Annotated in this window: 26 protein-coding genes; 10 read left to right on the forward strand and 16 right to left on the reverse strand. The window is 41.9% G+C overall.

Annotated elements, in window-relative coordinates; translation table 11 throughout:
* Positions 1-35: 35 nt before the first annotated feature.
* The 6 genes from adeK to sdsA all read right to left on the reverse strand — a co-directional run bounded on the left by adeK (position 36) and on the right by sdsA (position 9,773).
* Complete coding sequence (adeK, locus tag MMO42_RS10625; protein WP_241320543.1) at positions 36-1,496, reverse strand: multidrug efflux RND transporter AdeIJK outer membrane channel subunit AdeK; 1,461 nt, start codon at positions 1,494-1,496, stop codon at positions 36-38.
* Between the two features lie 5 nt (positions 1,497-1,501).
* Positions 1,502-4,675, reverse strand: a complete 3,174-nt coding sequence (locus MMO42_RS10630; RefSeq protein WP_241320506.1) for an efflux RND transporter permease subunit — start codon at positions 4,673-4,675, stop codon at positions 1,502-1,504.
* 12 nt (positions 4,676-4,687) lie between these two features.
* On the reverse strand, positions 4,688-5,941 hold the full coding sequence (locus tag MMO42_RS10635) for an efflux RND transporter periplasmic adaptor subunit (protein WP_241320507.1): 1,254 nt from the start codon (positions 5,939-5,941) through the stop codon (positions 4,688-4,690).
* Positions 5,928-6,578, reverse strand: a complete 651-nt coding sequence (locus MMO42_RS10640; RefSeq protein ID WP_241320508.1) for a phosphatase PAP2 family protein — start codon at positions 6,576-6,578, stop codon at positions 5,928-5,930. The genes MMO42_RS10635 and MMO42_RS10640 overlap by 14 nt, the downstream gene beginning before the upstream one ends.
* A 160-nt stretch (positions 6,579-6,738) precedes the next feature.
* Complete coding sequence (locus MMO42_RS10645; protein WP_241320509.1) at positions 6,739-8,781, reverse strand: site-specific recombinase; 2,043 nt, start codon at positions 8,779-8,781, stop codon at positions 6,739-6,741.
* A gap of 14 nt (positions 8,782-8,795) precedes the next feature.
* Entirely contained in the window at positions 8,796-9,773 is a 978-nt protein-coding gene (gene sdsA / locus MMO42_RS10650) for an All-trans-nonaprenyl-diphosphate synthase (RefSeq protein WP_241320510.1), read from the reverse strand.
* Positions 9,774-10,223: 450 nt separating this feature from the next.
* Between sdsA and rplU the strand changes: the two genes are divergently transcribed.
* Both rplU and rpmA read left to right on the forward strand, forming a co-directional pair.
* Positions 10,224-10,535, forward strand: coding sequence for a 50S ribosomal protein L21 (gene rplU / locus MMO42_RS10655; RefSeq protein WP_004674966.1), 312 nt, complete (start codon positions 10,224-10,226; stop codon positions 10,533-10,535).
* Positions 10,536-10,553: 18 nt separating this feature from the next.
* Positions 10,554-10,808, forward strand: a complete 255-nt coding sequence (gene rpmA, locus MMO42_RS10660; RefSeq protein ID WP_005296333.1) for a 50S ribosomal protein L27 — start codon at positions 10,554-10,556, stop codon at positions 10,806-10,808.
* A 71-nt stretch (positions 10,809-10,879) separates the two neighbouring features.
* Here the strand turns inward: rpmA and MMO42_RS10665 are convergent, their stop codons facing one another.
* Positions 10,880-11,743 carry a pirin family protein gene (locus MMO42_RS10665; RefSeq protein ID WP_241320511.1) on the reverse strand — a complete coding sequence of 288 codons (864 nt, stop codon included), beginning with the start codon at positions 11,741-11,743 and terminating at the stop codon, positions 10,880-10,882.
* Between the two features lie 289 nt (positions 11,744-12,032).
* Between MMO42_RS10665 and lolA the strand changes: the two genes are divergently transcribed.
* From lolA to MMO42_RS10690, 5 genes are all read left to right on the forward strand, one after another.
* Positions 12,033-12,737, forward strand: coding sequence for an outer membrane lipoprotein chaperone LolA (gene lolA / locus MMO42_RS10670; protein ID WP_241320512.1), 705 nt, complete (start codon positions 12,033-12,035; stop codon positions 12,735-12,737).
* Between the two features lie 123 nt (positions 12,738-12,860).
* Complete coding sequence (locus tag MMO42_RS10675) at positions 12,861-13,625, forward strand: RsiV family protein (protein WP_241320513.1); 765 nt, start codon at positions 12,861-12,863, stop codon at positions 13,623-13,625.
* Positions 13,626-13,732: 107 nt separating this feature from the next.
* On the forward strand, positions 13,733-15,004 hold the full coding sequence (serS, locus tag MMO42_RS10680; RefSeq protein ID WP_005205904.1) for a serine--tRNA ligase: 1,272 nt from the start codon (positions 13,733-13,735) through the stop codon (positions 15,002-15,004).
* A gap of 67 nt (positions 15,005-15,071) precedes the next feature.
* A complete protein-coding gene (cysG, locus tag MMO42_RS10685; protein ID WP_241320514.1) occupies positions 15,072-16,463 on the forward strand; it encodes a siroheme synthase CysG in 1,392 nt (463 codons plus the stop codon).
* Positions 16,464-16,527: 64 nt separating this feature from the next.
* A complete protein-coding gene (locus MMO42_RS10690; protein WP_004652223.1) occupies positions 16,528-16,998 on the forward strand; it encodes a tRNA (cytidine(34)-2'-O)-methyltransferase in 471 nt (156 codons plus the stop codon).
* A gap of 9 nt (positions 16,999-17,007) precedes the next feature.
* Here MMO42_RS10690 and MMO42_RS10695 read toward each other — a convergent pair whose 3' ends face one another.
* Both MMO42_RS10695 and MMO42_RS10700 read right to left on the reverse strand, forming a co-directional pair.
* Positions 17,008-17,388, reverse strand: coding sequence for a VOC family protein (locus MMO42_RS10695; protein WP_241320515.1), 381 nt, complete (start codon positions 17,386-17,388; stop codon positions 17,008-17,010).
* A gap of 24 nt (positions 17,389-17,412) precedes the next feature.
* The gene (locus tag MMO42_RS10700) at positions 17,413-17,787 is read right to left on the reverse strand and encodes a helix-turn-helix domain-containing protein (RefSeq protein ID WP_241320516.1); all 375 of its coding nucleotides are present in this window, start codon (positions 17,785-17,787) and stop codon (positions 17,413-17,415) included.
* Positions 17,788-17,904: 117 nt separating this feature from the next.
* On the opposite strand from MMO42_RS10700, the gene MMO42_RS10705 reads away from it, so the two are divergent.
* Complete coding sequence (locus MMO42_RS10705; RefSeq protein ID WP_241320517.1) at positions 17,905-18,459, forward strand: flavodoxin family protein; 555 nt, start codon at positions 17,905-17,907, stop codon at positions 18,457-18,459.
* Between the two features lie 54 nt (positions 18,460-18,513).
* On the opposite strand, the gene MMO42_RS10710 is transcribed toward MMO42_RS10705, so the two are convergent.
* From MMO42_RS10710 to rpoD, 7 genes are all read right to left on the reverse strand, one after another.
* The gene (locus MMO42_RS10710; protein WP_171069638.1) at positions 18,514-19,923 is read right to left on the reverse strand and encodes an APC family permease; all 1,410 of its coding nucleotides are present in this window, start codon (positions 19,921-19,923) and stop codon (positions 18,514-18,516) included.
* A 270-nt stretch (positions 19,924-20,193) separates the two neighbouring features.
* Positions 20,194-20,382, reverse strand: a complete 189-nt coding sequence (locus tag MMO42_RS10715) for a hypothetical protein (RefSeq protein ID WP_241320518.1) — start codon at positions 20,380-20,382, stop codon at positions 20,194-20,196.
* Positions 20,383-20,447: 65 nt separating this feature from the next.
* Entirely contained in the window at positions 20,448-21,632 is a 1,185-nt protein-coding gene (locus MMO42_RS10720) for an iron-containing alcohol dehydrogenase (protein ID WP_005296306.1), read from the reverse strand.
* Between the two features lies 1 nt (position 21,633).
* On the reverse strand, positions 21,634-22,167 hold the full coding sequence (locus MMO42_RS10725) for a hypothetical protein (RefSeq protein ID WP_241320519.1): 534 nt from the start codon (positions 22,165-22,167) through the stop codon (positions 21,634-21,636).
* 81 nt (positions 22,168-22,248) lie between these two features.
* Complete coding sequence (lipB, locus tag MMO42_RS10730; protein ID WP_241320520.1) at positions 22,249-22,902, reverse strand: lipoyl(octanoyl) transferase LipB; 654 nt, start codon at positions 22,900-22,902, stop codon at positions 22,249-22,251.
* 149 nt (positions 22,903-23,051) lie between these two features.
* Positions 23,052-23,339, reverse strand: a complete 288-nt coding sequence (locus MMO42_RS10735; protein ID WP_004669225.1) for a DUF493 domain-containing protein — start codon at positions 23,337-23,339, stop codon at positions 23,052-23,054.
* 129 nt (positions 23,340-23,468) lie between these two features.
* Entirely contained in the window at positions 23,469-25,355 is a 1,887-nt protein-coding gene (gene rpoD / locus MMO42_RS10740) for an RNA polymerase sigma factor RpoD (protein WP_241320521.1), read from the reverse strand.
* A gap of 348 nt (positions 25,356-25,703) precedes the next feature.
* Here rpoD and MMO42_RS10745 point away from each other — a divergent pair, with 348 nt between their 5' ends.
* Together MMO42_RS10745 and MMO42_RS10750 are read left to right on the forward strand one after the other, a co-directional pair.
* A complete protein-coding gene (locus MMO42_RS10745; RefSeq protein WP_005150329.1) occupies positions 25,704-25,910 on the forward strand; it encodes a hypothetical protein in 207 nt (68 codons plus the stop codon).
* Between the two features lie 71 nt (positions 25,911-25,981).
* Positions 25,982-26,506, forward strand: a complete 525-nt coding sequence (locus MMO42_RS10750; RefSeq protein WP_005150330.1) for a YecA family protein — start codon at positions 25,982-25,984, stop codon at positions 26,504-26,506.
* Positions 26,507-26,588 lie beyond the last annotated feature (82 nt).

A 26,588-nucleotide genomic window follows, 5' to 3' on the forward strand; every position in this document is an offset into this window, starting at 1 on the left:
ACCGAAGTGAGCTTTTTGTTCGCAAATCATAAAAATTATTTTGCGTAGTGTTGTTCTGAACTCGAAGGCTGATGAGCTACAGTTTCACTGCTTGAGGCTTTGAGACCACCACCCAGTGTTTTGTACAGCTCAACTTGGTTATTCAGGTTGGCTTGTTGTAGCAGCAATAAACCTTGTTCAGCTGAATAAGCAGAACGTTGTGCATCCAATACAGTCAAATAGCTGTCAATACCAGCACGGAAGCGGGCATTAGAAAGCTTATAAGTAGTATTTGTTGCATCAACTAAACGGCGCTGAGCAGTCAAGCGATCACCAATGTTGGCACGTGTTGCCAAGGCATCATTCACTTCACGGAAAGCTGACTGTACTGACTTTTCATAGTTAGCAAGTGCAATTTTCTGATCAGTTTCAGAGATTTTGACATTGGCCTTACGTGTACCCCAGTCAAAGATTGGGATATTTAGGCTTGGACCAATTGACCATAAACCATTGGCTGATTTAAATAGATCACTCAAATCTGTCGATGCGTAACCCGCAGAACCTGTCAGGCTAATGGTCGGGAACAGTTGGGCTTTAGCAGCACCAATATTCGCGCCCGCAGCACTTAACTGGTATTCAGATGCTTTCACATCTGGGCGGTTATTTAACAAGTCACTAGGTAAACCAGCACTAAACACACTTTGCTGCGTGATACGCGCCACTTGTTGTTGAGGCAGCAAGTTCTGAGGAACGGGCTGACCAACAAGCAAGTTCAACAAGTTTTGTGCTTGTGCTACTTGAGTCTTGTAGTTCGCAACATCATTACGTGCAGTTTCAACTGAAATCTGAGCCTGACGGACAGGGATTTCGCTATCAATACCCACATCGAAACGTTTCTTGTTCAAGTTAAACGAGTCTTGTTGGGCTTTCAGCGTTTGATCCGCAAGTTTCAACTGTGCATTTGCATAAGAATAATTCAACCATGCTTGAGTCACTTGGCTGATTAAACTGATCTGCGTTGCATCACGTGAACTTTGGGTTGCGAGATAGCTGTCTAAAGCTGCATCTTTCAAACTACGGACACGACCCCAAAAATCCAGCTCATAGGCAGTGAGACCTAAGCCAACCTGATAAGTTGAATATGGATTATTTGGATCACGTGACGGCGTCACTTGACGAACTGCACTACCACTTGCCCCAATGGTTGGCAATTGGTTGTTTTCAGAAATTTGGTATTGCTGTTGCGCTTTTTGAATGTTCAGCGTAGCAGTACGCAAATCACGGTTATTGGCAAGTGCTAAATCAAGCACTTGCAATAAACGTTGGTCAGCAAAGAAGTCTTTGTAACCTTGTTCCGCGATTGATTTTCCAGAAGCATTGCCATAAGACGCGAAGCTTTCAGGAACATCTGAGCTTACAACAGGCTCTGGCCCGCGCATGCTTTGGCAGGCAGCCAAAGACAGCGCGAGTGCAGAGATTGCAATGCCACGACTGGAAATAGACCATACAGTTTGCATCACGATCAATGCTCCTGAGTATTTAAAGTTTTAGGTTTGTACTTAAAGATACTACGAATCCACACGAAGAATACAGGGATAAAGAAGATACCTAAAAGAGTTGAAGAAATTACACCACCCAGTACACCATAACCGACCGAGTGTTGGCTACCAGCACCCGCACCGCTTGCCAAGGCTAATGGTAATACACCAAAACCAAATGCAAGTGTGGTCATGATAATTGGACGTAAACGCATTTTCGCAGCATGTAAGGTTGCTTCGAATAACTCTTCACCTTGTTCTTGCAATTCTTTCGCAAATTCAACAATCAAAATCGCATTCTTCGCTGAAAGACCAATCACGGCAACAATCGCAACCTGGAAGTAAATGTTAAAGGATAAGTTTGGATCACCTTTAATCAGCATACCTAACCATGTCAATGCAAATGCACCAACGATACCTAAAGGTACAACCAGTAATACCGAAACCGGCACTGACCAGCTTTCATATAAAGCAGCAAGACATAGGAAGACGATCAATAAAGAAAGAACCAAGAGAGGGGCAGTCTGGCTACCAGAATCACGTTCTTCTAAAGATAGACCTGTCCATTCATAGTCGAAACCTGTTAAGCCCATAGATGGTAACTTACCAATGATTTCTTCCATAGCCAACATTGCATCACCAGAGCTCACGCCAGGTGCAGGTGTACCTTGAATGTTGACAGATGATACGCCGTTATAACGCTCTAGACGAGGTGAACCATAGGTCCATTCACCTTTGGCAAAGCCAGAGAAAGGAACCATTTCGCCTTTGCTGTTACGAACATACCACTTGTTCAAGTCTTCAGGCATCATGCGTGTATCTGCTTCACCTTGGACATAAACTTTCTTCACACGACCACGGTCAACGAAGTCATTGATATAAGAACCACCCCAAGCCATGCTCATGGTGCTATTAATATCGGCAATACTGACACCCATTGCACCTGCTTGCGCTTGATCAATAGTGATCTGGTACTGAGGTGTATCTTCTTGACCATTTGGACGCACACCTGCAAGACGTTTGTCTTGTGATGCCATACCTAAAATCGCATTACGGGCAGCAATCAGTTTTTCATGACCTTGACCGCTTGCATCTTTCAACTGAATATCAAAACCAGAAGCGACACCCAGTTCAGGCATTGCTGGTAACTGTAATGGCATGATGTAAGATGCATCTTTCACGATCATGTTCAATGCCATACCACGTTGAATGATGGCACCAATCTGTGATTCAGGTGAAGTACGTTCGCTCCAGTCTTTTAACTTAATAAAGGCAAGACCTGCGTTTTGACCAACCCCTGTGAATGAGAAACCAGCAACCGTAAAGATTGAATCTACGTTTTCTTTTTCCTTATTCAAGAAATAGCCTGTCATGGTGTCAATGACTTTATCAGTTCGTTCCAAACTTGCGCTCGGTGGTAACTGAACTAAGGTCATGACCACACCTTGGTCTTCTTCTGGTAAGAATGAAGATGGCAACATCTTATAGATACCAACCAAGCCCGCAATCACAATCACATAAAGAGCGAGAGAGAAAAACTTGTGGTGGGTCATACGATTGACACCGCCTTGGTATTTCTCTGAAAGCTTTTCGAAGCTGCGGTTAAACCAACGGAAGAAACGCGCAAAAATATTGTTGCTTTCTTGCTTGTTTGGATCGTGTTGTTTTAACAAGGTCGCACACAGGGCAGGGGTAAAGGTTAACGCCACGATCAAAGACAAGATCATCGCTGTAACCAACGTGATTGAGAACTGACGGTAAATAACACCAGTGGTTCCACTAAAGAACGCCATTGGTACGAATACCGCTGTTAACACACTGGTAATACCGACTAAGGCACCCGAAATCTGACGCATCGACTTTTCAGTCGCAGGAACAGGTTCGAGATGCTCTTCTTGCATCACCCGTTCAACGTTCTCGACCACAACGATGGCATCATCCACCAACAGACCAATGGCAAGTACCATTGCGAACATGGTGAGGGTGTTGATCGAGAAGCCGAAGATATTAATCACGGCAAATGTACCCAGTACCACCACAGGTACAGCCAATGTTGGAATAATCGTTGCGCGCCAGTTCTGTAAGAACAAGAACATCACGATAAATACCAGTACAACTGCTTCAATCAGGGTATGTACAACACTTTCAATCGAAAGACGAATAAATGGTGTAGTGTCATATGCTAGCTTGTCTTTTAGACCGCTTGGATAGTTATGACGTAACTCAGATAAACGCTTTTCAACCGCAGCAGCGGTATCGAGTGCATTGGCACCTGTTGCAAGTTTGATTGCAACACCACCTGCAGGTTTACCATTAAATTTCGAGTCGAATTGGTAGTTATCTGAACCCAGTTCCACACGAGCCACATCACCTAAACGAACTTGAGCACCACCTGAAGTATTTTTCAGGAAGATGTTTTTAAATTGTTCAGGTGTTTGCAACATGGTTTGTGCATTTACTGTCGCGTTGAGTACTTGACCCGCAGTAGATGGCGCACCACCGAGCTGACCGACTGCAACTTGAGAGTTTTGCGCACGAATCGCAGTCGCTACATCATTTGGCGTTAGATTAAAACTAGTAAGCTTTGCAGGATCTAACCAGATACGCATTGCATATGAACCACCAAACACTTGAAGCTCACCTACACCCGCAACACGACTGAGTGGCTCAGAAATATTTGAGTTCACATAGTCTTTAATGTCAGAGGCAGAAAGGCTGTTATCTGGCGAATAAAATGCAATAACTTGCAGGAAGCTTGCACCAGATTTGGTGACCTTTACACCTTGACGTTGTACGTCAGCAGGTAAAAGCGCTGTTGCAGATTGCAGTTTGTTTTGAACCTGAACTTGTGCGATATCTGGATCAATACCTTGTGCGAAATTCAAGTTAATGGATGCTTGACCATTACCCGCACTGTTCGATGAAATGTAACGTAGACCATCCAAACCATTCATTTGTTGTTCAATGATTTGGGTGACAGTATTTTCAACAGTTTGAGCAGATGCCCCAGGGTAAGTTGCAGAAATGGTTACCGTGGGGGGAGCAATTGTCGGATATTGTGCAACTGGCATTTTTGTCAGCGTGATGATACCCGCCAACATAATGACCAGTGCAATCACCCAAGCAAAGATTGGGCGATGGATAAAGAATTGAGCCATGCAATCTACCCCTTAAGCTTCTGAAGTTGCTTTTTGTTCAGCTTTTGGCGAATTGGCTTGCTTTTGTTGTTCAGCGGCTTTTGGAGCTGCATTTTGACCTTCAGCTGCTTTTGGTTGATAAGGTTTAGCAGACACTTCTTGTCCTTCTTTTACCTTGGCAACACCATCAACAACAACCTTATCACCAGTCTGTAAGCCTTCAGTTACAATCCAGTCCTGACCTTTAACACCCACTGTTTTAATTGGGCGTGTTTCAATCGCACCTTTAGCATTCACAACTAAAGCAATTGCTTGTCCAGTCGGTAAACGCGACACCGCAGCTTGTGGAATCAGATAAGCATTTGGCAAAATTCCTTGAGAAATTTTAGCAGTTGCATACATACCTGGTAATAACAAGTGATTTGGATTTGAGAAGACTGCACGTAAAGTAACTGTACCTGTTTCAGGATTTACACTTGCATCAGAGAAAGCAAGCTGTCCTTCAACTGGATATTCTGAACCATCTTCAAGTGTGATTTTGACATGGGTATTGTTACTGTTATTTAAACTGCCTTTGCTCAATTGTTGGCGCAGACGCAATAATTCAGCACTTGATTGATTGATATCAACATAGATTGGATCGAGTTGTTGAATCGTCACCAATGGATCAGCTTGGTTTGCAGTTACCAATGCACCAGGTGTTACCGAAGAACGGCTAGACTGACCTGAAATTGGCGCGCGTACAGTTGAGTAACCCAAAGTAATCTCAGCATTTTTCAGTGCAGCTTCAGATGCAGCAACATCAGCTTCAGCCAATTTTACTTGCGCATTGATATCATCATATTCTTGTTTTGAAACAGCATTTGTTCCAACAAGTTGACGATAACGACCTTCTTTCACACGTAATGAATTTAAGTTCGCTTGTTGACGCAATAACGCTGCACGTGCACTGTCTGCCGTTGCTCGGTTGGTATTGGCATCAATCTGGTAAAGGGCTTGACCCGCCTGAACGTAGCTTCCTTCAGCAAATAATCGTTTTAAGATGACGCCACCTGTTTGTGGGCGTACTTCCGAAATTTGATAGGCAGAGGTTCGTCCTGACAGTTCGACGTTTTGTTCAACGCTTTGTGGTTGAGCAACAATGACACCAACTTCTGGAGGTGGCATTTTTTGAGCAGCAGCAGCTTGCTGTGCATCTTTAGGTTCTTTGCTACAACCAACAAGCGCAATGCTTGTTGCTAATGCGCAAGCAGTTAGGGCAGGAGCCCAAAGCTTAGCCGACATCATTATTCCACCTCAATTTAGATTTCTTATCTAAAAACAAATTGTTGCTGAAATTGCTTTGAAACAGCCAAAACCAAAGCAACGAAGTCCAAATCAACCCAATTCCCCAACCGGCAAGAACGTCAGTTGGGTAGTGAACCCCTGCATAAACTCTAGATATCCCCATGGTAATAAACCATAAAGTAGACACTAAAATGACACTATTGCGATGCTTATGTTGTCGACATAATAACATCGCTAAACTTGCAAGGATTGCAGCATAAAGGCTATGAGCACTTGGGAAGGATGCGCCATAACTTTGAACCAAGTGATAAAACTCTAAAGGTCTTGGCCGATCAATGCTCCATTTCAGAAGCCAACCAATCACAATACTTCCACCCACACTAATTAAGATAAAAGTCACATTCTTATAGTTCTTCATCCATATTTGGTAAATACACAAAAATGTAGTCAAAAATAATAAAAATGGCATCCCACCTAAGCGAGAGAGCAAAATTGTCACATGGTTAAGCGTAAATGAACGGTGCTCAAATAAAGCTTGAACACTAAAAAGGTCTAAAGTTGATGCGTTGGAATTCATTAACCCAATCACACCGGATCCTAAAAAAAAGCAACCAATACAAAGTAGTAGGTATGGCATGCGGAACTCATTATGTGCTTAACCATTGTTCAGGGTTGTCGAGTGTTTGAAAGTGTACTCGCGAGTACACTTTAGGTCAAGTCTTGAAATTTTATGATAATTTCATTTTTATGTTTTTTTAAGCTTTAGTAAAAAAACATAACAAAATTTGATTCGTGTCTCACTTTTTACTCGGCTGTGTTTGTTCGTCCAGCTCCACCGGTTGCTTGGGTGGCCAGAAAAAATCACTTGGTCGAGTTAAGAAGTGTGTGGTGACTAATTTTGCTAAAGGCTTCCATTGTGCAAAACGAACACGGCGTGCGCGTAGTGCAACAATAATCGTCAAGGTAAAGCTCACAAATAAGTTGGTTAAGCCGATCAGCATAACGCCTAAGAATGACACTAAAATTAAACCAATGTCAGGACCACCAATCGTCATTAAACCTTGGATAAAGTTGGCTGAAGCAAAGGCGATATGACGGATATCTAAAGGCAAGCCTAAAATAAATCCAATCGTACCCATACTGCCGAGCATGATTCCGAATAAGAAGTTACCCGCCAAGGCACCAAGATTGGTCTCGATATAAGCTGCAAATTTATCTAGGCGTTGCTGTCCCATCCAACGTTTTAAACGTCGATGTTGCTTGAGACGCGGTCCGACTTTACGGTAAACCGCCAAGTTATCGAAATAACCTGCAATCAATCCAGAAAAGAATAAACAGACACCTGCAATTGCTGCATGCGGAATAGCCAAAGAGGTAAACGGATTGAGACTATGTAACAGTGCTGCTGATTTGGTGTGATTAAGTAGGGGCTCACCTAGGTTGTATTGCCACAGAAAGGTAATTAGGGCAGCTGTAGGAATCGCAATCGAGATGTTTCCCAAGATCGCAATAAATTGGGTGCGGATAATATTAATAATCAGTGCGGCGAGTTCTGCAATTTGCGCAGTCTTGCTGCCTTTTTGCTGTTGTACAGTTGAGGCAAGTGCTGCTGCGGTCATCGCAGGCTGTTTGGTTGCAACAGTAAAATGTAGAACATGAATCAACATGAAACCCAACGCATAGTTCATGCTATATAAAAAGGCATGTCCAAATGGGGCCAACACTAAACGTGCCGTTAAGATTTTCAGCGTTGCCATGGTGGCAATGATCGCACCTGCACCCGCAGCAGCTTTGTACATACCAAAGAAGCCAGATTTGTCGGTACTTACATAGTGTTCGCCTGTTTTACTGGCATTTTCAGTCACCTGTAAGGCAATCAACTCACTGGTCGAGGTCAACAAATGGCGGACACTTTTTTCATTGTAGTGCGCTTTGGTCAGATCTGTAATCAGTTCACCCAATGCGGTATAACGGGCATCACTTTTACTGGCCAAAATAGTGAGTAATAATTCAATGCGGTCAATTGCTTGCTCAAGTAACGAGAGTAAATAGGTCAAACTAATACTGACACCAATCCGTTTGGTGGCGCGACGAATTTTCAAAACTACTTCACGACACTGATCCAACATCACAAATGCTTGTGAGGCATCGGGAGGAGGCAAGACAGCTACAGCATCCTGATCATCAATTTGTTTTTTATATTTTTCAATGAACTCTACAATTTCTCGGTTTTGCACCAGAAAAGGGGATTCATATTCAGTAATGTCGGGTTGAGCATTAATAAATTCAGGATATAGGCCAATACCACTAATCCGATAAGAGAGAACGGTAATGGCTTTAATCAGCTCGTTCTTGGAAATTTGTTTTTCGATGGTATTACTTTGGCTTTCACCGAGTAGATTAAATAACGTAATCCAATCTGAATTCTCAATTAGGTCGAGCCATTCACTATCATTTTCTTGATGAAAGACTTTGCCTACCAATGTTTTGAGCTGTTGTCCATCTTCGACCAAGGGTAAAAAATGCGCACCAAGACGTTGCCCCAATTGGTTCCAAAAACCGTCAAGCGAAAGAATTCCGCTATCCGCATATAAACTAATCTGCTTATATTGGCTGATCAGCTTGAGCAAGAAATTTTGAAGCAATATTGCTGAAGTCGGTGTGAGCAATAATATTTTGATCAGCGCGTGGATGCGCTGTTTGACTTCATCTGCATCATTTGGGTTTTTTGGTCGGATGCGATTGATCAGCTCGATCAGGAGATTTTCATCAAGAACAGCTTGGGGTTGATCCAGCTGTTCCTGCATATTTAAAAAAAGATCAGATAATGTTAAATGCATAAGCAGTCAGAAAATTATTGTAGTCGATGTAAGGCCATTAAAGTCAAATTAACAAGTGCTTGGCGATATTCATTATCTGGTAGCGCTTTTAACGCCTCTAAAGCAGCATCCGTTTCTTGTTGGGCACGTTTTTGACAATAATCTAAGCCACCAGAGTGATGAACAATTTCGATCACTTTATCTAAATGTTCAACACCGCCTGTTGCAATACTGTGACGAATGGTCGCGTGATCTTCACCTGTTGAATGTGCCAATGCTGAAATTAACGGTAAAGTTGGTTTACCTTCCATTAAGTCATCACCGATATTTTTACCTAATGTTTCTGCATCAGAGGTGTAATCTAAAATATCATCGATAATTTGAAAGGCGTTGCCAAAATGACCTGCAAAACGACGTAACGGTTCACGATACTCTTCCGTTCCCGCTAAAATTGCAGCGCCTTCAGTGGCAAGTTCAAATAAACGCGAGGTTTTCCCGTGAATAATTCGAAGATAAGTTTCTTCAGTGGTGTCTGGCTGATGCTGCGATTGAAGCTGTAATACTTCACCTTCAGCAATTTCACAGGTTCCTGTTGAGAAGTCCTTCAACAAGGTCATATTATTTAAATCGACCAATAAATCAAAAGCTCTTGAAATCAGAAAATCGCCAACCAAAACCGCAGTTTGATTGTTCCATGTTGCATTTGCGGTTGGGCGCCCACGGCGCAGGCTTGACTCATCCACCACATCATCATGAACCAGTGTTGCGGTATGCAACATTTCAATGACCGCGGCTAAATGCTGTGCTTGTTGCATATTGGTCAAACCACAGGCACGAGCTGCAAGTAAGCACATAATTGGGCGCATGCGTTTGCCGCCTGCTTCAACAACATGTTTACTCACCGACATAACTAAACCAACTTTAGAGCTAATTCCTTCATTGATCAGGTGATCCATCGCAGCAAAATCTGTCGCAACAGGAGAAAGAATGTCTTGCTTAAAATCGATAACCATATGAAGGAAAACCTCGTACAGGTGAGTAATGTTGCCAAGTGTATCAATTAATCTGTGACTAAACAGTTATACAGCCAATGTAATCTGCCATTTAAAACATTTTGATGAGTTCTTTGGTCTTAAATTAGACGGAAGAAAGGAAAGCCCTCATCAAGCGCCATTACTTTACGTATGGTGCTGTAAAATCATAGTTTGTTATTGTCACAATTTGTTTTCAAAAAACTATTTCAAATTTTGATGCAAATCTATCAAAACAGTTCGCCATCAATCTAATTGATTTTACTTGAAAATCCAAGCAAGTTATCATTATGTGTGCATTTGTGCAAAATAACTTGTCGTTTGATCAATTTTCACTTAAAATTTGTCCCCTTGAATAACCCCAGTGGCGTTCGTCTTAAGATCGATATGTCCCTTTATCGGCACGACGACACGGGCAAGTTGGAGTACATTATGTACGCAGTAATCCAAAGCGGTGGTAAACAGCACCGTGTTGTTGAGGGTGAAACCCTTAAAGTAGAATTATTGAAAGCTGAAACTGGCGCGACTATTACGTTTGATGACGTATTAATGGTTGTTAACGGTGACAGCATTCAAATCGGTGCTCCAGTTGTAGCTGGCGCAAAAGTAACTGCAGAAGTAGTTGGCCATGGTCGTCACGACAAAATCCGCATCATCAAAATGCGTCGTCGTAAACATTACCGTAAGCAACAAGGTCACCGTCAATGGTTTACCGAGTTGAAAATTACTGGTATCGCAGGCTAACACGAGGAGTAAATAGACATGGCAACTAAAAAAGCCGGTGGATCGACGAAGAACGGTCGTGATTCGAATCCTAAGATGTTAGGTGTTAAAATTTACGGTGGTCAAACTGTGACTGCTGGTAACATCATCGTTCGTCAACGTGGTACTGAGTTCCACGCTGGTGCAAATGTTGGTATGGGCCGTGACCATACTTTATTTGCTACTGCTGACGGCGTAGTAAAATTTGAAGTGAAGGGTCAATTTGGCCGTCGCTATGTAACTGTTGAAGCTTAAGCTTTAATTGTTCGAAAAACCCGCTTTGAGCGGGTTTTTTTATGCCTAGAGAATTTTATGGTGGGCGAGTACTAAGGTTTTCCAAATTGTCCTGTTTTTAAATCTTCATAGGCTTGTAAAATTTCTTCATAACTGTTCATGACAAAAAAGCCATGCCCGTTGATCGGTTCTTGTAAGGGTGGGGCGGATAAAAATAACAAATCACAATTCTCTAAAGCGGTAATTGCAACATCATTGTCGAAACTAGACATGACAGCCAAGGCTTGTTCTTCCAAAACATCTTCATGCGCTGTGAATTGAAGCTTGCCTTTACGTAAATAAATGAGGGTGCTGTCCCCGTGATTGGCTGGCAGGGTAAGATGCTGTCCTTGATTGAGGTGAACATCAAATACATTCATTGGGCTATAGGTGTGGGCAACGCCCTGTATATTTTGGAACTGACCTGCCACGATACGAACATAACCTGCATTATTTTCTAGTAAGACTTTTGGGATCTTATGATTCAGTAAGCTTTGATAATGTGGAGCGGACATTTTATCTTTTGCTGGCAGGTTGACCCACAATTGCACCATTTCAAAGAATCCACCTTGCTCGCGAAATGCAGGACTAAAATGTTCAATATGTTGTATACCCGATGCTGCTGTCATCCACTGTACATCACCTTGCTGAATGACGCCTCCGCTTCCAGTAGAGTCTTGATGCATTAGTTCACCTGCAAAGACAAAGGTCACGGTTTCAAAGCCGCGATGTGGGTGTTCATTTACACCTTTTTTCGTGCTTTTGGGGGGCAAACGTCCAGGTCCAATATGGTCTAAAAGTAAAAATGGGGAGGTGGTATTGCCAAGTTCCTGATAAGAAAAGACTGAAAGGGCAGGATAAAAATCACCAATCGCAAATCGAGTGTCATTGCGGTGGATAAAGGCAAGGCTTTTCATGGCGGATGCTTTTTAAAATTATTGGTTTTAGGTTATCAAACTCTCATTTTTCGTCTAGATCATTGTTGATGAATAATTTCTCTGATCAGACATTGAAATCCGCAGGAGGTGAATGGTCGAAAAATTGATTTTCATTCTTACAATCTCTACATAAAGGCTGCAACTTCATACATAATGCAGAACTTTGCGACACGAATTACACAAAACCGTTGCTTTTCTTCATTTTTTTAATGATCAAAAACAGTAAGATGTCGTCATACCAGTAGAAATCTGATAGAAGGTTGTTTTTATGAATTTCGTAAAAAAAATGGCTTATGCTGCAACGTTAAGTGCAATGACACTTGCTCCAGTTGTGAGTAGTCAGGTATTCGCTGCACCTGTAGCTGCATCGGCTCAGCAGGCGACCACAAGTTTGGTTCAACAGTTATCTGGCTTGCAACGATTCACCGCAGATTTTGAACAAACGACAAAAGTTGCACCTAGTAATAGTAATAAAGTCGCACAGAAAAAGGGCTTAACTGCTCAACATATGAATCAGACGTTCAAAGGGACTATGAAAGTTGAACGTCCTGGGAAATTCTATTGGGAAACTACCAGTCCTGCTAAACAAACCATTGTGACCACAGGTAAAGTAGTGTGGATTTATGATCCAGACTTACAGCAAGCTGTTCGTCAAAGTTTAGATGATCAAATTGCTAACACGCCTGCATTATTGTTATCAGGCAATACCAATCAGATCATGCAGTCCTATCGTGTGACTCAGCCTGACCGTAGCAAACTGTATTACACTTTATATCCAAAACAGGAAGATGGTGCATTCCAAAGCTTAACCATTAGTTTTGGTGGCAATAAAGCACCAAACTTGATGGTGTTACAAGACTCTTTGGGTCAAACCACTTATGTCCGTTTCAGTAATATTAAAGTGAATCCAGCGATTCCAGCATCGGTGTTTAATTTCACGCCGCCTAAGGGTACGGATATTATTGATCAGTAATTCTTGGTTGAACTTTAAAAAAGCCGCACCTGTTGCGGCTTTTTTATGTGAAGCTTGGATACATTTTTTAATTTCATCTCAAGGCAAGGCTTTGTATAGTGAAGAAAAACATCAGAGACTTGCATGACGATGAAGACTTCACAATTATCAAAAATTATTCCATTTGTTCCTATCCTAACCGCCGTTGCGCTCGTAGGCTGCCAGCCGAAAAAAGATACCGCTGCGACAACTGAAAAAGTGGATATTCCTCTGATTCAAGCCAAAGTCGTAGCCGTCAAAATTCCAAAACAAAAAGTCTGTTTGGAGGATGGCTGTACCAATTATGATTTACAAACGGTTGAAACCAATCAGAAGTGGATTGATGAGTATTTTGTAAATCGGATGAAGAAAGCAGAACCGAATGCGTTTTCGAATGTTGCAGATCAAAAAGTAAAAGTTCCTGCGGATGAACCATCACAGAGTGAAAGCAGTACTTATGTACGCTTTATTGGGCAAAACTATAATCTAGCCACGTTTGCGATCCAGACCTATTCTTATTCTGCTGGTGCGGCACATGGTATGTCACATCAAGAATTTGTGAATTTTGACTTAACCAATAAAAAACACATCACGGTCAGTGAATTGCTTAAACCTGATATGAATACCAAACTGCGTGATGAGCTTTACGCATCTAATCAAAACTGGTTAGAAGATCATAGTATTAAAAAGGAGCAATTACAGGTCAGCGATAACTATTATTATGGTGTAAATGGCATCGTATTTGTCTATCCATTGTATGAGTTAGCTTCTTATGCAGAAGGTATGAGTGAATTGACCCTGCCATATTATGCAGCTAAGCAGTTTGTAAAAGCAGAATATTTACCAAGCTTACCTAAAGATCCGATCTAGTTTGAGGGCAGCATCTATATATCGTCTGTAGATGCTGCGCAAGCGCTGTATTTTTTTGGGTTAAAGCCTTACACTATAGCCAGTTTTTTCTCTATTCATGATTGATTATGATCGACCCAAAATTACTCAGAAATAATATTGAAGCAGTCAATGCTGCTTTGGCAAAACGTGGTATTCAGTTAAATGTACAAGAGTGGGCTGATTTAGAAGCTCGCCGTAAAGATTTGCAATCCAAAGCTGAAAACTTACAAGCAGAGCGTAATGCTGGTGCTAAACAAGTCGGTCAAATCAAAAAGTCGGGTGGAGATGCTTCTGAGATCATGGCGCGTATGGCTGCCATTGGTGATGAGATCAAAGCGGCTGAAGTGGCTTTGGCGGAATTACAAGCTGAGCTTGAACAAAAGTCTCTGGCTATTCCAAACTTGCCTGATGAGTCTGTTCCATTTGGCAAAGATGAAAGCGATAACCTTGAAATCTTAAAATGGGGTACACCACGCCAATTTGATTTCGAGATCAAAGATCATACCGATCTTGGTGAAATGATGGGTGGTCTGGAGTTTGAAACAGCAACCAAATTAACAGGTTCACGTTTCAGCGTATTGAAAGGGCCTTTGGCGCGTTTACAGCGTGCTTTGGCTCAGTTCATGTTGGATACACACACGCTTAAAAATGGTTATACCGAAGCCTACGTGCCGTACTTAGTCAATGCCGACAGTTTACGTGGCACAGGTCAATTGCCTAAGTTTGAGGAAGATCTTTTTAAGCTACAAGGTGAAAAAGAATATTACCTGATTCCAACCGCTGAAGTGCCAGTGACCAACTTCGTACGTGACGAAATTATTGACGCTGATCGTTTACCGTTGAAATATTCTGCACATACGCCATGTTTCCGTAGTGAAGCAGGTTCTTATGGTCGTGATACCCGTGGTTTGATTCGACAACATCAATTCGACAAGGTCGAAATGGTGCAAATCGTGAAGCCAGAGCACTCTATGCAGGCACTTGAAGAATTGACTGCACATGCAGAGGGCATTTTGCAGGCATTGGGCTTACCATACCGTAAAATTTTGCTCTGTGGTGGGGACATGGGCTTTGGCGCTGTCAAAACCTATGATCTAGAAGTCTGGGTGCCAAGCCAAGATACTTATCGTGAAATCTCAAGTTGCTCAAATGTGGGTGATTTCCAAGCACGTCGTATGAAAGCACGCTACCGTGTTGATCAGAAGAAGATCGAATTGGTGCATACCTTGAATGGTTCAGGCTTGGCTGTTGGTCGTACCTTGCTTGCCGTGATGGAAAACTATCAACGCGCTGATGGTTCAATCGAGATTCCTGAAGTTTTACGTCCATATATGGGCGGTGTTAGCTACATCGATTAAACTTTGCATCGATTTTGTGCATAGTTTTTGCTTTAGCTCAATCAGATTGAAAATATAGAGGCGTCACGTGGAAATTTTCCCAATCTCTTTAAAGTTGCAACAGCAACGTTGTCTGATTGTGGGTGGTGGGCATATTGCCTACCGCAAAGCAAACTTGTTGGTCAAAGCAGGTGCAATTGTTGATGTCATTGCGCCTGATATCATTCCTGAATTACGCCAGCTTGTTGAGCAATCGACAGGGCAATATATTCAATCGCCTTTCTCTGAAACCGTTCTGGCAACAGCTTATCGCTTAGTGATTGCTGCAACAGATCAGCCTGCCGTCAATAAAACGGTATTTGAACAGTGTGAACAGCGTAATCTGTTGGTGAACAGTGTGGATGATATTCCACATTGTCGATTCATGGTGCCAGCGATTATTGATCGTTCACCATTGGTGATTTCAGTGGCTTCCAATGGCGCATCACCTGTTTTATCCAGACAATTGCGTACTCAAATCGAAACCATTGTGCCGCATGGTATGGGTAAACTGGCTGAGTTTTCAGGTCAATGGCGCAAGCAAGTCAAAGTTAAAATTGCCAATCCTGATGAACGCCGTATCTTTTGGGAAAATCTGTATGCTAGCCCACTGAAAGAGCAGGTCTTTAATGACAATCTTGATGTGGCTAACGAGCTAATTCAGCAAGCTTTAACTGAATGGACTGCGCCAAAAGGTGAGGTGTATTTGGTCGGTGCAGGGCCAGGTGATCCTGAGCTTTTGACTTTGAAAGCATTGCGTTTGATGCAACAAGCAGATGTGGTGATTTATGATCGCTTGGTGTCTGCGCCAATTTTGGATTTGTGCCGTCGTGATGCTGAAAAGATCTACGTCGGTAAAGCACGTTCCAATCATTCGGTTCCACAAGATGGCATCAATGCCTTATTGGTGGAATATGCGCAACAAGGTAAACGCGTATGTCGCTTAAAAGGTGGTGATCCTTTTATCTTTGGGCGTGGTGGGGAAGAAATTCAGGAATTGGTTGAAGCCAATGTGACTTTTCAGGTTGTACCGGGAATTACCGCAGCTTCAGGCTGTTCAGCGTATGCAGGTATTCCACTAACCCATCGTGATTATGCACAAAGCGTGCGATTCTTGACGGGACATTTAAAAGAAGGCTCACCTGAGCTGCCTTGGAATGAACTGGTTTATGAAAACCAGACCTTGGTGTTGTACATGGGCTTGGTCGGTTTGGAGCGTATTTGTGAGCAATTGATTGCGCATGGTCAACGTGCAAGCATGCCTGTGGCTTTAATTTCTAAAGGTACCACCCCTGATCAAAAAGTGGTGGTGGGTACATTGGCGGATATCGCAACTAAAGTATCTGAACATCAGATCGTAGCACCGACTTTAACCATTATTGGTGAAGTGGTCAGTCTACGTGAACAGTTAAAATGGCAATCCCTCCCAACCTCCCTTTAAAAAGGGAGGAGTCCCCCTCTTTTGGAAAGAGGGGCTAGGGGAGATTTTAAAGTAGAGAAAATTTGTGATTCATGTCGTCCTATACGAGCCTGAGATTCCAGCGAATACAGGTAATATCATTCGTCTATGTGCCAATACAGGTGCACAACTACATTTGGTCAAACCTTTGGGTTTTGAGCTGGATGACAAAAAGTTGAAACGTGCAGGATTGGATTATCACGAGTGGGCAAGAATGCAAATTTGGGACACGATCGAACTTTGCCTTGCTGATTTAAAAGCGAAGGGTGTGGAGCATGTTTTTCCACTGACCACTAAAGGTACAGCAACACCGCATACCGTTGATCTGAATCGTCCTGTGGCCTTGTTAATGGGGCCTGAAACGCGTGGTTTGCCTGAGCAAGTACGCCTGATGTTCCCGCAAGAACAGTGGATCCGTTTGCCGATGGCTGAAAATTCAAGAAGTTTGAATCTTTCTAATGCAACCGCCGTGATTGTCTATGAAGCATGGCGACAACAAGGTTTTAAACAACTCTAGTTTCACCACCTAGAGATCACCATACGGGCTTGCAACCACCAACGTATAGCCATTTAGATCTCTAAACCAGATCTCTCGATGAAGTGCATTGGGATTGTATTTGGGGCCTTCTAAAATTTCGACTTGATGGGTTTGTAAATTCTGTACAATCTCATCAAATCGATTGCTTTCAAACCACAATAAAACCCCATTCCCAATCAGCCGTTTGGGGTCGCCAATATGTGGATGTTCATGTGCTTGCCATTGATGCAACTGCAACACCATGCGCTGTTCAAACTGCAACTGTTCATATTCTTTGCCGCCATGACCACTGTCTAGACCAAGTATTGTCTGGTACCACTGACTGGTTTTCTCAACATCTGCAACTGCAATTAAAGGTTGTGGATACATACGAACCTCACCATATTGTCTAGTTTATTCTTCTTGAATTGAATCAAACCGTTGTTGGGCATAGATCACTTGTTCGATATTACTTTCAGCCCAATCTTTCAGTTGATACGCCATTTCCGCAACTTCTAAGCCGAGTGTTGTGAGTGAATAATCAACTCGAATCGGCGCAGTATCTTGTACTTGTCGTTCAATAAAACCATCACGTTCCAGCATTTTAAGTTTTTGCGAAAGCACTTTAGGGGAAATGCCTTGGATGCTTTTTTTGAGTAAATTGAAGTGTTGGGTCTCTCGGGCAAGGACATTAATAATCAACAAAACCCATTTATCAGCAATTTTTTCAAAAAATAAACGAGCGGGACAATGTTGTTGATAAATATCGTATTTTAATGCCTGATTCATAGCGACAGCCCTTATTTTCTCAATGGGATGTCAGTAGTTACCAGTTGGTAACTAATTGACACCTAGTTTCTAAAATATATCATTAAATCGAACTTTTTAAAAATTTTGGATCATCCCATGACAAAAATTGCGGTTGTATATTTCTCTGGCTACGGCCATACCAAAGTGGTTGCTGAAACTTTTGCGGGTGCAATTGATGCCTATCTGATTGAAATTGATCAGAATGGTGATATTACAGCGCAAGATTGGCAAATTTTAAATGATGCACAAGGTATTGTTTTTGGTGCACCTACCTATATGGCGGCAACACCTTGGCAGTTTAAGAAATTTGCTGATGCATCTTCAAAAGTTTGGTTTACCCGTGGCTGGCAGGATAAAGTCTTTGCAGGTTTTACCAACAGTGCGAGTTTGAATGGTGATAAACAAGTTACCTTGATTCAATTACAAACGTTGGCGTCTCAGCACGGTGGGATTTGGGTGAGTTTAGGTTTATTACCTGCCAATACCAAAGCAGCGAAACGCGAAGATATTAATAACTTAGGTGGTTCAGTAGGGTTGTTGGTGCAATCGCCATCTGATGCAAGTACAGATGAAATTCCAACAGGGGATTTAGAAACAGCGAAACTCTATGCACAACGGGTAAAATCTGTTGTTGAAAAATTGCATGGTTAAGATTTCTAGCAAATAAAAAAGGCGCATTCAGCGCCTTTTTTATTTTTAATCGGTTTAACGATCATCAAATTCATTATGCTGTGGCGCATTGTATTTGAAGCCTTTGGTTTTATACCCAAGGTATAAAATACCAAACATTGCCCACCACAAACCGTATTTCAAGGCGGTATCTTCAATTTCTAGCCACATGGCAAAGACACTAAGGAAACCGAGTAAGGGGATGATGACAAAGTTAAGAATATCTTTGAAATTTTTCGTCCTTCCGTCACGTAAAGCGTAACGTGAAATGACCGAAAGATTTACAAAGGTAAAGGCAATTAACGCACCAAAGCTGATCATTGAGATCACGATATCCAGACTCATTTTTCCAGCAGCGAGAGCGACGATACCGACAATGATAATATTGTAGGAAGGCGTGAAATTTTTAGGACTAATATGACCAAAAATTTTCTTGTTAATGACACCATCACGTCCCATAACATACATCAAGCGAGATACACCAGCGTGAGCTGAGATACCAGATGCCATCACAGTCACAATTGCAAATGCAAGTACATAAGACTGGAATAATGAACCACCGACTAATAACAAAATATCGGGTTGGGTCGCTGCAACATCTTGGAAGTAGCTTTTCGGATCATTCGGAAAGTAAATTTGCATAAAGTAGGTGCTAATAATAAAGATCACACCAGCAAATAAAGCAGTCAGGAAAATCGCTTTTGGCAAGGTTTTTTCTGTGTCTTTGGTTTCTTCTGCAAGTGAACTCAGTGAGTCAAAACCTGTAAATGAGAAGCACAGTAAGGTTGCACCCGTAATTAATGCACCAACAGAGGTGAGTTCATTCCAGAACGGTTGCAAGCTCCAAAGCTGATAACGCGTTTCAGCTGTAATCGGACCTTCAGCGTTGTAACCCATTTGCAATTTGCTATAAACAAGATAAGTAAATACAGCAATTACAATAAGTTGAACTAGAACAATCAAGCTATTGAAGTTCGCGACAAAGCGAGCCCCACGTAAATTAACACCCGTCATAAAGGCCGTCAGTACCACCACCCAAATCCAATGATTTACATTTGGGAATAATGCTTCTAAATAGATGACTGCTAATATGATATTTACCATCGGAGAGAGTAAATAATCGAGCCAAGATGACCAGCCCACCATAAACCCAACATTCGGGTGGATGGATTTCTGAGCGTAGGTGTATGCGGAACCCGAAGAAGGGTAACGACGGATCATGTGTCCATAGCTTAACGACGTGAACAAAATCGCAATAAGTGCCACAATGTAAGACGTTGGAACATGATGATGACTTTCTTCTGATACGAGACCGAAAGTGTCAAATAAGGTCATTGGTTGGATGTATGCCAAACCAATAATAATAATGTGCCAGAGACCAAGTGTTTTTTGCAGTTTAGCTGCCGATTGAGTCCCAGAGATATTTGTCAACGGCGTTATCCTCATTATCGTTGATCAAGGATCAGCTACAGTGTTAAGGATCGTTTGAGACAAAACGATCCCCCCTACAGAACAAAATAAGTGCGCCAATCTATCCTAAAACGCTATAAATTGTCAGTACTTTTATGCTTTTTTTAGCAAGTTTTTTGCCAAAAAGCGAAACAAATCGATGAATAAAGATTCATTTAAAAGAAAAAGACCTTGATAAGCCTACTTATGTGAGGGGGTTGGTGATGGTGATTTTTTGAATGGGGGAGGAGCTGAATTGCGAATGACTTATTTATTATCATGAGAATCAATATCTTGATTGCTCTTGCGACTCCGATAGATGCTAAATAGAGTGGCAGAGATGAGACCAAAAGCAACGCCAATCGCGACTTGATTGAACGCCGCTCCTAGAGCAGCGCCAAAAGCTATACCTAAGGCGATGTACTTGCCAGATCGTTGTGTATTGTTCTCTGCCATGAAAATAACAACCGCCTTAGATATGTTTAATTAAACTCTTGCATCACTTTTGTTTACTGAATGAATTACCACGCTTTTTGTAAAATAGCGCGAATATCTTGCAAACTTGCTTCTTTCGGATTGTAAATGATTGAACCATCATTTAAAGCCTTTTCTGCAACTTCATCCAACTGAGCTTCAGTGATTTTAGCTGTTTCACGTAAAGTTCGTGGTAGTTTGGTCAAACTAAACAAACGATCACGCATTGCAAGAATCGTAGCAATGGCTTTATCGGCACGTAGGTTTGCAGGTGTTTGTGCATAAATATCTGCACCAGCGAGTGGAAGCAGTAATTCACCGATTTTATCGCCATTGATCTCTTTATTATATTCAAGCACGTATGGCAGGAATAAGTTCATGCATAGACCATGGGGAAGATGGGCAACCGCACCAAGCGCATGACCAAGTGAATGCACTAAGCCGACCATTGAGTTCGAGAAGGCAATACCAGCCATGGTTGATGCTTGAGCAAGTTCTAAGCGACCTTGTGCATCACTTGGGTTGTCTAAAACTTTAAATAAGTTTTCGCTAATTTTTTTGATACCTGCACTGGCATAGGCATCGCTCAGAGGATTGGCTGCCAAGCAAGTATAGGCTTCAACACAATGCGTTAGCGCATCCATACCCGTCATTGCAGTCAAATGCGGTGGGAGTGTCTGTGTCATGCGTGGATCAAGAATTGCAGCATGCGGCATCAGGTAATACGATGCAAATGCAAGTTTCACATTCTTTTGTGTATCAGAAACCACAGCAACCATGGTTGCTTCAGATCCTGTACCCGATGTGGTTGGAATTACGAAGAATGGTTTGAGTGGTTTTGGCAGGTTATGCGCACCTGAATATTGCAGGAGGTCGTCACCACCTTCAGACACCAAAATATTGGTTGCTTTAGAGGTGTCGATGACTGAACCACCACCAATCGCAATGATCGCATCACATTTCTGTTTACGGTAAAGCTCTGCCGCTAAGCGAACCACTTCCAAGCTTGAATCTGGTGGAACGTCATCAAAAATCGCGCCAATCACAGCATCAGTGGTGCTGAATGCCGCTTCGATTGGGGCTAGTAAACCATTGGCACGCACACCTTTATCAGTAATGATCATCGGGCGTTTTGCACCAAGTGTCGCAAGTTCAAAAGGGATGTGCTCTAACGCAGCGTTACCAGCAATGACTTTTACTGGACAGAAAAACTCGTAATAAGGCTTAGCCATGTTATGCGCTCCGTTTGAAATATGATTTCGCGACTTTAAGATAGATATTTTTTGCACCCGTGAATTTTTCTTTGAATGTCAATTCGGTTGGGTAACGTTTTACGGCTAGTGAAGCGATCAATTTAGGTAAGATCAAGGCTTCCATTTTATTCAGGCAGCGCACAAGACGGATGGCGCTAGAGACATCACCATCGGCGATCATACGGTCATTGGCGAAGGCTTGTGCCGTACTTTCTTGGAATGAAAAAACCAAGAAGGCATGAGTCAGATGCTTGAAGGTAATGGTTAAATCAGGCTTACCTTTATAATTTGGCAAAAGCTCTAATTGTTTTTCTTCGGTCACTCGAGCAATAAATGCTGGCCCATTTGGAAAAACATTCATTGAAAGGATAAAACCAATAGGAAACTTTGAGACTTCCTGTTGGACTTCACTGTCTACTTGGCTTGCCATGACTAAGCCACGACCCACGACATCCATCATGAGTTTGACATAGGCAAATTGCAAAGTGGGCTTCACTGCTTTGGTCGAAATCACTTGTGTATCCCTTGTTAAAATTATGCAAAAGCTAATTTAGAGTATTTACTCTAATTTATTTTATTAGAATTGAAAAGTAAATTATTCAGATTTGACTACAAGGTCATTAAAGAAGTCGGTATTTTTTAGATAAGCAACGAAATCATGACACAGTTGTTCAAAGCTTGGGTAATCTTGTAGCAAATCTTGTAAGCGCACCATTTCTAAACCTGCGTAGCCGCATGGGTTAATGGTTTGGAAACCTGTTAGGTCACAGTCGATATTGAGCGCAAGACCATGATAACTACGGCCGCGACGGATTTTAAAACCGAGTGAACCAATCTTTCTTCCGTCTACATAAACCCCAGGTGCATCTGGCTTAGCATAAGCATCGATATCGTATTGTTTGAGCAGATCAATCATGGCTTGCTCAGCAAAAGTGACTAAAGTACGGACATGCCACTTCAAGCGATTGAGATCTAATAGGAAATAAGCCACCAACTGACCTTTGCCATGCCAAGTGACTTGACCGCCACGATCTGTATGAACAATCGGAAGATTACTGTGCAGGAGGATATGTTCAGCTTTACCCGCTTGACCTTGAGTCAAAACATCTTGGTGTTGTAATAACCAAACTTCATCAGGTGTGGTTTCATCACGGTGTGTTGTGAAGTCTTTCATTGCTTCAAAACGAGCCGTGTAATCTTGTAGATCATTGAAACAGCGAATGATTAAGGTGGGTTTCGCAGCACTCATTACAGCAGAACTTCCTTTACAGTTTTTAATGGATCAGTGGCTTAATTATGTAATGATTTTGAGAAGATAAATAGCCATTTATCAAAATGTTGGATGTTATTTTTAGTGCAAAAAAAATCCAAAACACTTGCGTATTTTGGACTTCTTTATTAAAGCGCTGTCTTGATTAAAGGACAGGCGGCAAGGTCGGCGTATAAGGCATGAACTTGTTCTAACTCTTCAAAGCGCAATTGTGCAGTTAAAGAGTGGTATTTGCCTGTACGTGACGGCTGAACTTTCACTGTTTCGCCATCAAATTCAGGGAAGTGCTTCTGCAAAATATCAACAACAGCCACTCGAAGTTCATCCCCTGCATTACCAATCAATTTGATTGGATAGTCCATCGGGAAAACCCAAAGATGTTCTTGCAATTCACGAGAAGGAGTGCGGTCTAACATGAGCAACCTCTTAATTTGAAACGCCTGCATCAGTGCAGGCGCTTTTGATCTAATACATAAATGGGGATGAAGTGTTGAACTTCAAGTCTTCACTAAGGGCTTTAACCCTCACTTAAGATTTCCCAAATATTAGTCATTTTCCAAGAATGAACGTAGGTGTTCTGAGCGAGAAGGGTGGCGAAGTTTACGCAACGCTTTCGCTTCAATCTGACGAATACGTTCACGTGTTACGTCAAACTGTTTGCCTACTTCTTCTAAAGTATGATCGGTTGGCATATCAATACCAAAACGCATTTTCAATACTTTCGCTTCACGTTCGGTTAAGTTTTCAAGTACTTCACGAGTGGCTTCTTTTAAGCCTTCTGAAGTTGCAGCATCAATTGGAGACGTGATGTTGCCATCTTCAATGAAGTCACCAAGATGCGAATCTTCATCATCACCAATCGGTGTTTCCATCGAAATTGGTTCTTTTGCGATTTTAAGTACTTTACGAACTTTAACTTCGTCCATTTCCAGACGCTCACCCAATTCCTCAGGAGTAGGTTCACGACCCATTTCTTGAAGAAGTTGACGAGAAACACGGTTGATTTTGTTGATGGTCTCAATCATGTGTACTGGAATACGAATGGTACGTGCTTGGTCTGCAATCGAACGTGTGATCGCCTGACGAATCCACCAAGTTGCATAGGTCGAGAATTTATAACCACGACGGTATTCAAACTTGTCTACGGCCTTCATCAAACCGATGTTACCTTCTTGGATCAGATCGAGGAATTGTAAGCCACGGTTGGTGTATTTCTTCGCAATCGAAATTACCAAACGTAAGTTTGCCTCAACCATCTCTTTCTTGGCACGACGTGCTTTTGCTTCACCAACCGTCATACGTTTAGAGATATCTTTGATATCTTTAACGTTTAGACCAAGATCTTTCTCGATGTCAGCAATCTTTTGTTGGAATGCCAATACATCAGGGCGAACTTTTTCTAAATGACCTTTGGTTTCAGCAGGTGCTTTTGCAATTTGCTCATCTAACCAAGCTAGATTTGATTCTTGCTCAGGGAAGGTGAGACGGAATTGATTGCGATCCATACGACCACGACGTACGGCATAACGCATAATTTCACGTTCGTTTGAACGGATTTGCTCATGTGTACCACGGATCATTTCTGAAATGATTTCAAATAAACGAGGTGTGAATTTGAACATCATGAAGACAGCAGCAAGCGACTCAAGTGCAGCATTCGCTTCAGCACTGTTACGGCCATGTTTTGCGATGATGGCTTTGGTCTCATTCCAAGCGTTTTCTAGCTCGGTGAAACGTGCTTTTGCAATTTCAGGATCTGGACCTGAATCGCCTTCAGAATCATCATCACCTTCAGACTCTTCTTCTTCGTCATCATCATCCAGTTTGACATCTTTTGCTTTAGCTGGAGATTTTTCATCTTCCTCTTCAAGCTCAGTTTCTTCTTCAAGAACTTCAGGAATTTCTTCATCAGATTCTGGATCTAAATAGCCAGATAGAATATCGGCAAGACGACGCTCACCTGTTAAAAAGTCATTATATTCTTGTAAAACAACTTCAACCGCATTTGGCCAGTAAGCAATCGAATGTAAAACGTCACGAATACCTTCTTCGATACGTTTTGCAATGCTAATTTCGCCTTCACGCGTAAGAAGTTCAACCGTACCCATTTCACGCATATACATACGCACAGGGTCAGTGGTACGACCAGGCTCACTTTCAACCGATGCTAATACGGCAGCAGCTTCTTCTTCAGCAACCTCATCGGCTGCTTCAGTTGATTCACCAAACATGGTGTCGTCAGTTTCTGGCGCACGTTCATGCACTGGAATACCAACGTCTTGAAGCATCTGAATGATGTCTTCAATCTGCTCACTTTCCGTAATTGAGTCTGGTAGATGATCGTTAACCTCAGCGTAAGTTAAATAACCTTGCTCTTTGCCTCGGCTAATCAGAGCCGCTACTTGCGAAGTAGGGGAATTCATATCGCTCATCTTTGCTTACTCTTTTGTTGAATCTGGGGCGGTGAAAAACCGTGCATGATAGCACAATTCACGATGAATGTTTTGGATTCGATCCGTTAACTTTAAAATAAAAATAGCTTTGTTTTCACCTTCGTTTCTTGAATATGGGGTTAAGTCATAATTTTTCAAGCTGTTGATCCCTCTTGTAGGACTTTTTTGATTGCTGTTGTCCTTAGATTATAAATACACAAAAAAACTGATGAAAAAAAGTACAAAACATCATTTTATAGCAAAAAAAACAAATAAAACTTGACAAGGTTGGCTAAGACCGATAAATAGCGGCTAGACCCATTTATATTTTTTCATTAGAGGTACTTAGTGTCTTCTACAGATTTTGAATTAGATGATGATAACTATGGCGAAGATGATGCAGGTTTTGATGAGTCATCTGGAAAAATTACTGCCAAAGAATCATTAGAAAAACGCCGGTTGATCGATGATCTGTTGGCTCAACGTCGTTTAGAGCGAGAATTAAAAGATTTTGATTACGATTTCGACGACGATGACCTTGGTGACGAAGACTAAGCAAAATTGCTGAGACTTTGCGCCTGAAAATGTTATGCTGTTGCCGATGTATTTTTGAAATTGGATAAAGAATGAGCACGTTAGATTTAGACTTATTAAGTAATTATCTTGACGGTGATCAAAACGAATATGGTCTAGATTTCGCAGCGACTCATGGCTTTTTGTGTGCGATTGCGGTTGGACCAAAATTTGATCGTTGGTTGGATGAGCTTTTTGAGAGCAACCAAAAGAAATTACCTGCTGAAATTATTGAACAAATCCATGCATGGTTAGATTCTATTCGCCAAGATTTAGCGAATGAAAATGGAATCGAATTTCCATTTGAAATCGAAGAAGCGAGTGTAGAGTCTAGTCTTGGTGATTGGAGTGTCGGTTTTGTCGATGCAATGTTCTTAAATGAAGATGCATGGTTTGCACCCGAGTTCGAAGAGCAATTGATTGATTTAACACTACCTGTAATGGTGTTCAGCGGCATTGATGAAGAAGATCCGCAAATGGAATCATTCCGCCGTAATGGTCAGTTGATGGATGAATTAGCGGAAGAAATTCCAAATAATTTAAATGAACTTTATCTCATGTATCACACACCAGCGTGATTGAAATGTCGAGCTACTGCAAGGGTGGCTCACGTATCGCATAGCAGCTTCAATATTAAAACGTCCCGCGAGGACGTTTTTT

Origin of the sequence: Acinetobacter sp. ANC 3882 (genome assembly GCF_022549545.1) — a bacterium.
Lineage (GTDB): Bacteria > Pseudomonadota > Gammaproteobacteria > Pseudomonadales > Moraxellaceae > Acinetobacter.

What these genes read in the sequence shown, in the direction of transcription:
- adeK (WP_241320543.1), bottom strand. Translation starts at nt 1,496, where the DNA reads ATGCAAACTGTATGGTCTATTTCCAGTCGTGGCATTGCAATCTCTGCA.
- MMO42_RS10630 (WP_241320506.1), bottom strand. Translation starts at nt 4,675, where the DNA reads ATGGCTCAATTCTTTATCCATCGCCCAATCTTTGCTTGGGTGATTGCA.
- MMO42_RS10635 (WP_241320507.1), bottom strand. Translation starts at nt 5,941, where the DNA reads ATGATGTCGGCTAAGCTTTGGGCTCCTGCCCTAACTGCTTGCGCATTA.
- MMO42_RS10640 (WP_241320508.1), bottom strand. Translation starts at nt 6,578, where the DNA reads ATGCCATACCTACTACTTTGTATTGGTTGCTTTTTTTTAGGATCCGGT.
- MMO42_RS10645 (WP_241320509.1), bottom strand. Translation starts at nt 8,781, where the DNA reads ATGCATTTAACATTATCTGATCTTTTTTTAAATATGCAGGAACAGCTG.
- sdsA (WP_241320510.1), bottom strand. Translation starts at nt 9,773, where the DNA reads ATGGTTATCGATTTTAAGCAAGACATTCTTTCTCCTGTTGCGACAGAT.
- rplU (WP_004674966.1), top strand. Translation starts at nt 10,224, where the DNA reads ATGTACGCAGTAATCCAAAGCGGTGGTAAACAGCACCGTGTTGTTGAG.
- rpmA (WP_005296333.1), top strand. Translation starts at nt 10,554, where the DNA reads ATGGCAACTAAAAAAGCCGGTGGATCGACGAAGAACGGTCGTGATTCG.
- MMO42_RS10665 (WP_241320511.1), bottom strand. Translation starts at nt 11,743, where the DNA reads ATGAAAAGCCTTGCCTTTATCCACCGCAATGACACTCGATTTGCGATT.
- lolA (WP_241320512.1), top strand. Translation starts at nt 12,033, where the DNA reads ATGAATTTCGTAAAAAAAATGGCTTATGCTGCAACGTTAAGTGCAATG.
- MMO42_RS10675 (WP_241320513.1), top strand. Translation starts at nt 12,861, where the DNA reads ATGACGATGAAGACTTCACAATTATCAAAAATTATTCCATTTGTTCCT.
- serS (WP_005205904.1), top strand. Translation starts at nt 13,733, where the DNA reads ATGATCGACCCAAAATTACTCAGAAATAATATTGAAGCAGTCAATGCT.
- MMO42_RS10695 (WP_241320515.1), bottom strand. Translation starts at nt 17,388, where the DNA reads ATGTATCCACAACCTTTAATTGCAGTTGCAGATGTTGAGAAAACCAGT.
- MMO42_RS10700 (WP_241320516.1), bottom strand. Translation starts at nt 17,787, where the DNA reads ATGAATCAGGCATTAAAATACGATATTTATCAACAACATTGTCCCGCT.
- MMO42_RS10705 (WP_241320517.1), top strand. Translation starts at nt 17,905, where the DNA reads ATGACAAAAATTGCGGTTGTATATTTCTCTGGCTACGGCCATACCAAA.
- MMO42_RS10710 (WP_171069638.1), bottom strand. Translation starts at nt 19,923, where the DNA reads ATGAGGATAACGCCGTTGACAAATATCTCTGGGACTCAATCGGCAGCT.
- MMO42_RS10715 (WP_241320518.1), bottom strand. Translation starts at nt 20,382, where the DNA reads ATGGCAGAGAACAATACACAACGATCTGGCAAGTACATCGCCTTAGGT.
- MMO42_RS10720 (WP_005296306.1), bottom strand. Translation starts at nt 21,632, where the DNA reads ATGGCTAAGCCTTATTACGAGTTTTTCTGTCCAGTAAAAGTCATTGCT.
- lipB (WP_241320520.1), bottom strand. Translation starts at nt 22,902, where the DNA reads ATGAGTGCTGCGAAACCCACCTTAATCATTCGCTGTTTCAATGATCTA.
- MMO42_RS10735 (WP_004669225.1), bottom strand. Translation starts at nt 23,339, where the DNA reads ATGTTAGACCGCACTCCTTCTCGTGAATTGCAAGAACATCTTTGGGTT.
- rpoD (WP_241320521.1), bottom strand. Translation starts at nt 25,355, where the DNA reads ATGAGCGATATGAATTCCCCTACTTCGCAAGTAGCGGCTCTGATTAGC.
- MMO42_RS10750 (WP_005150330.1), top strand. Translation starts at nt 25,982, where the DNA reads ATGAGCACGTTAGATTTAGACTTATTAAGTAATTATCTTGACGGTGAT.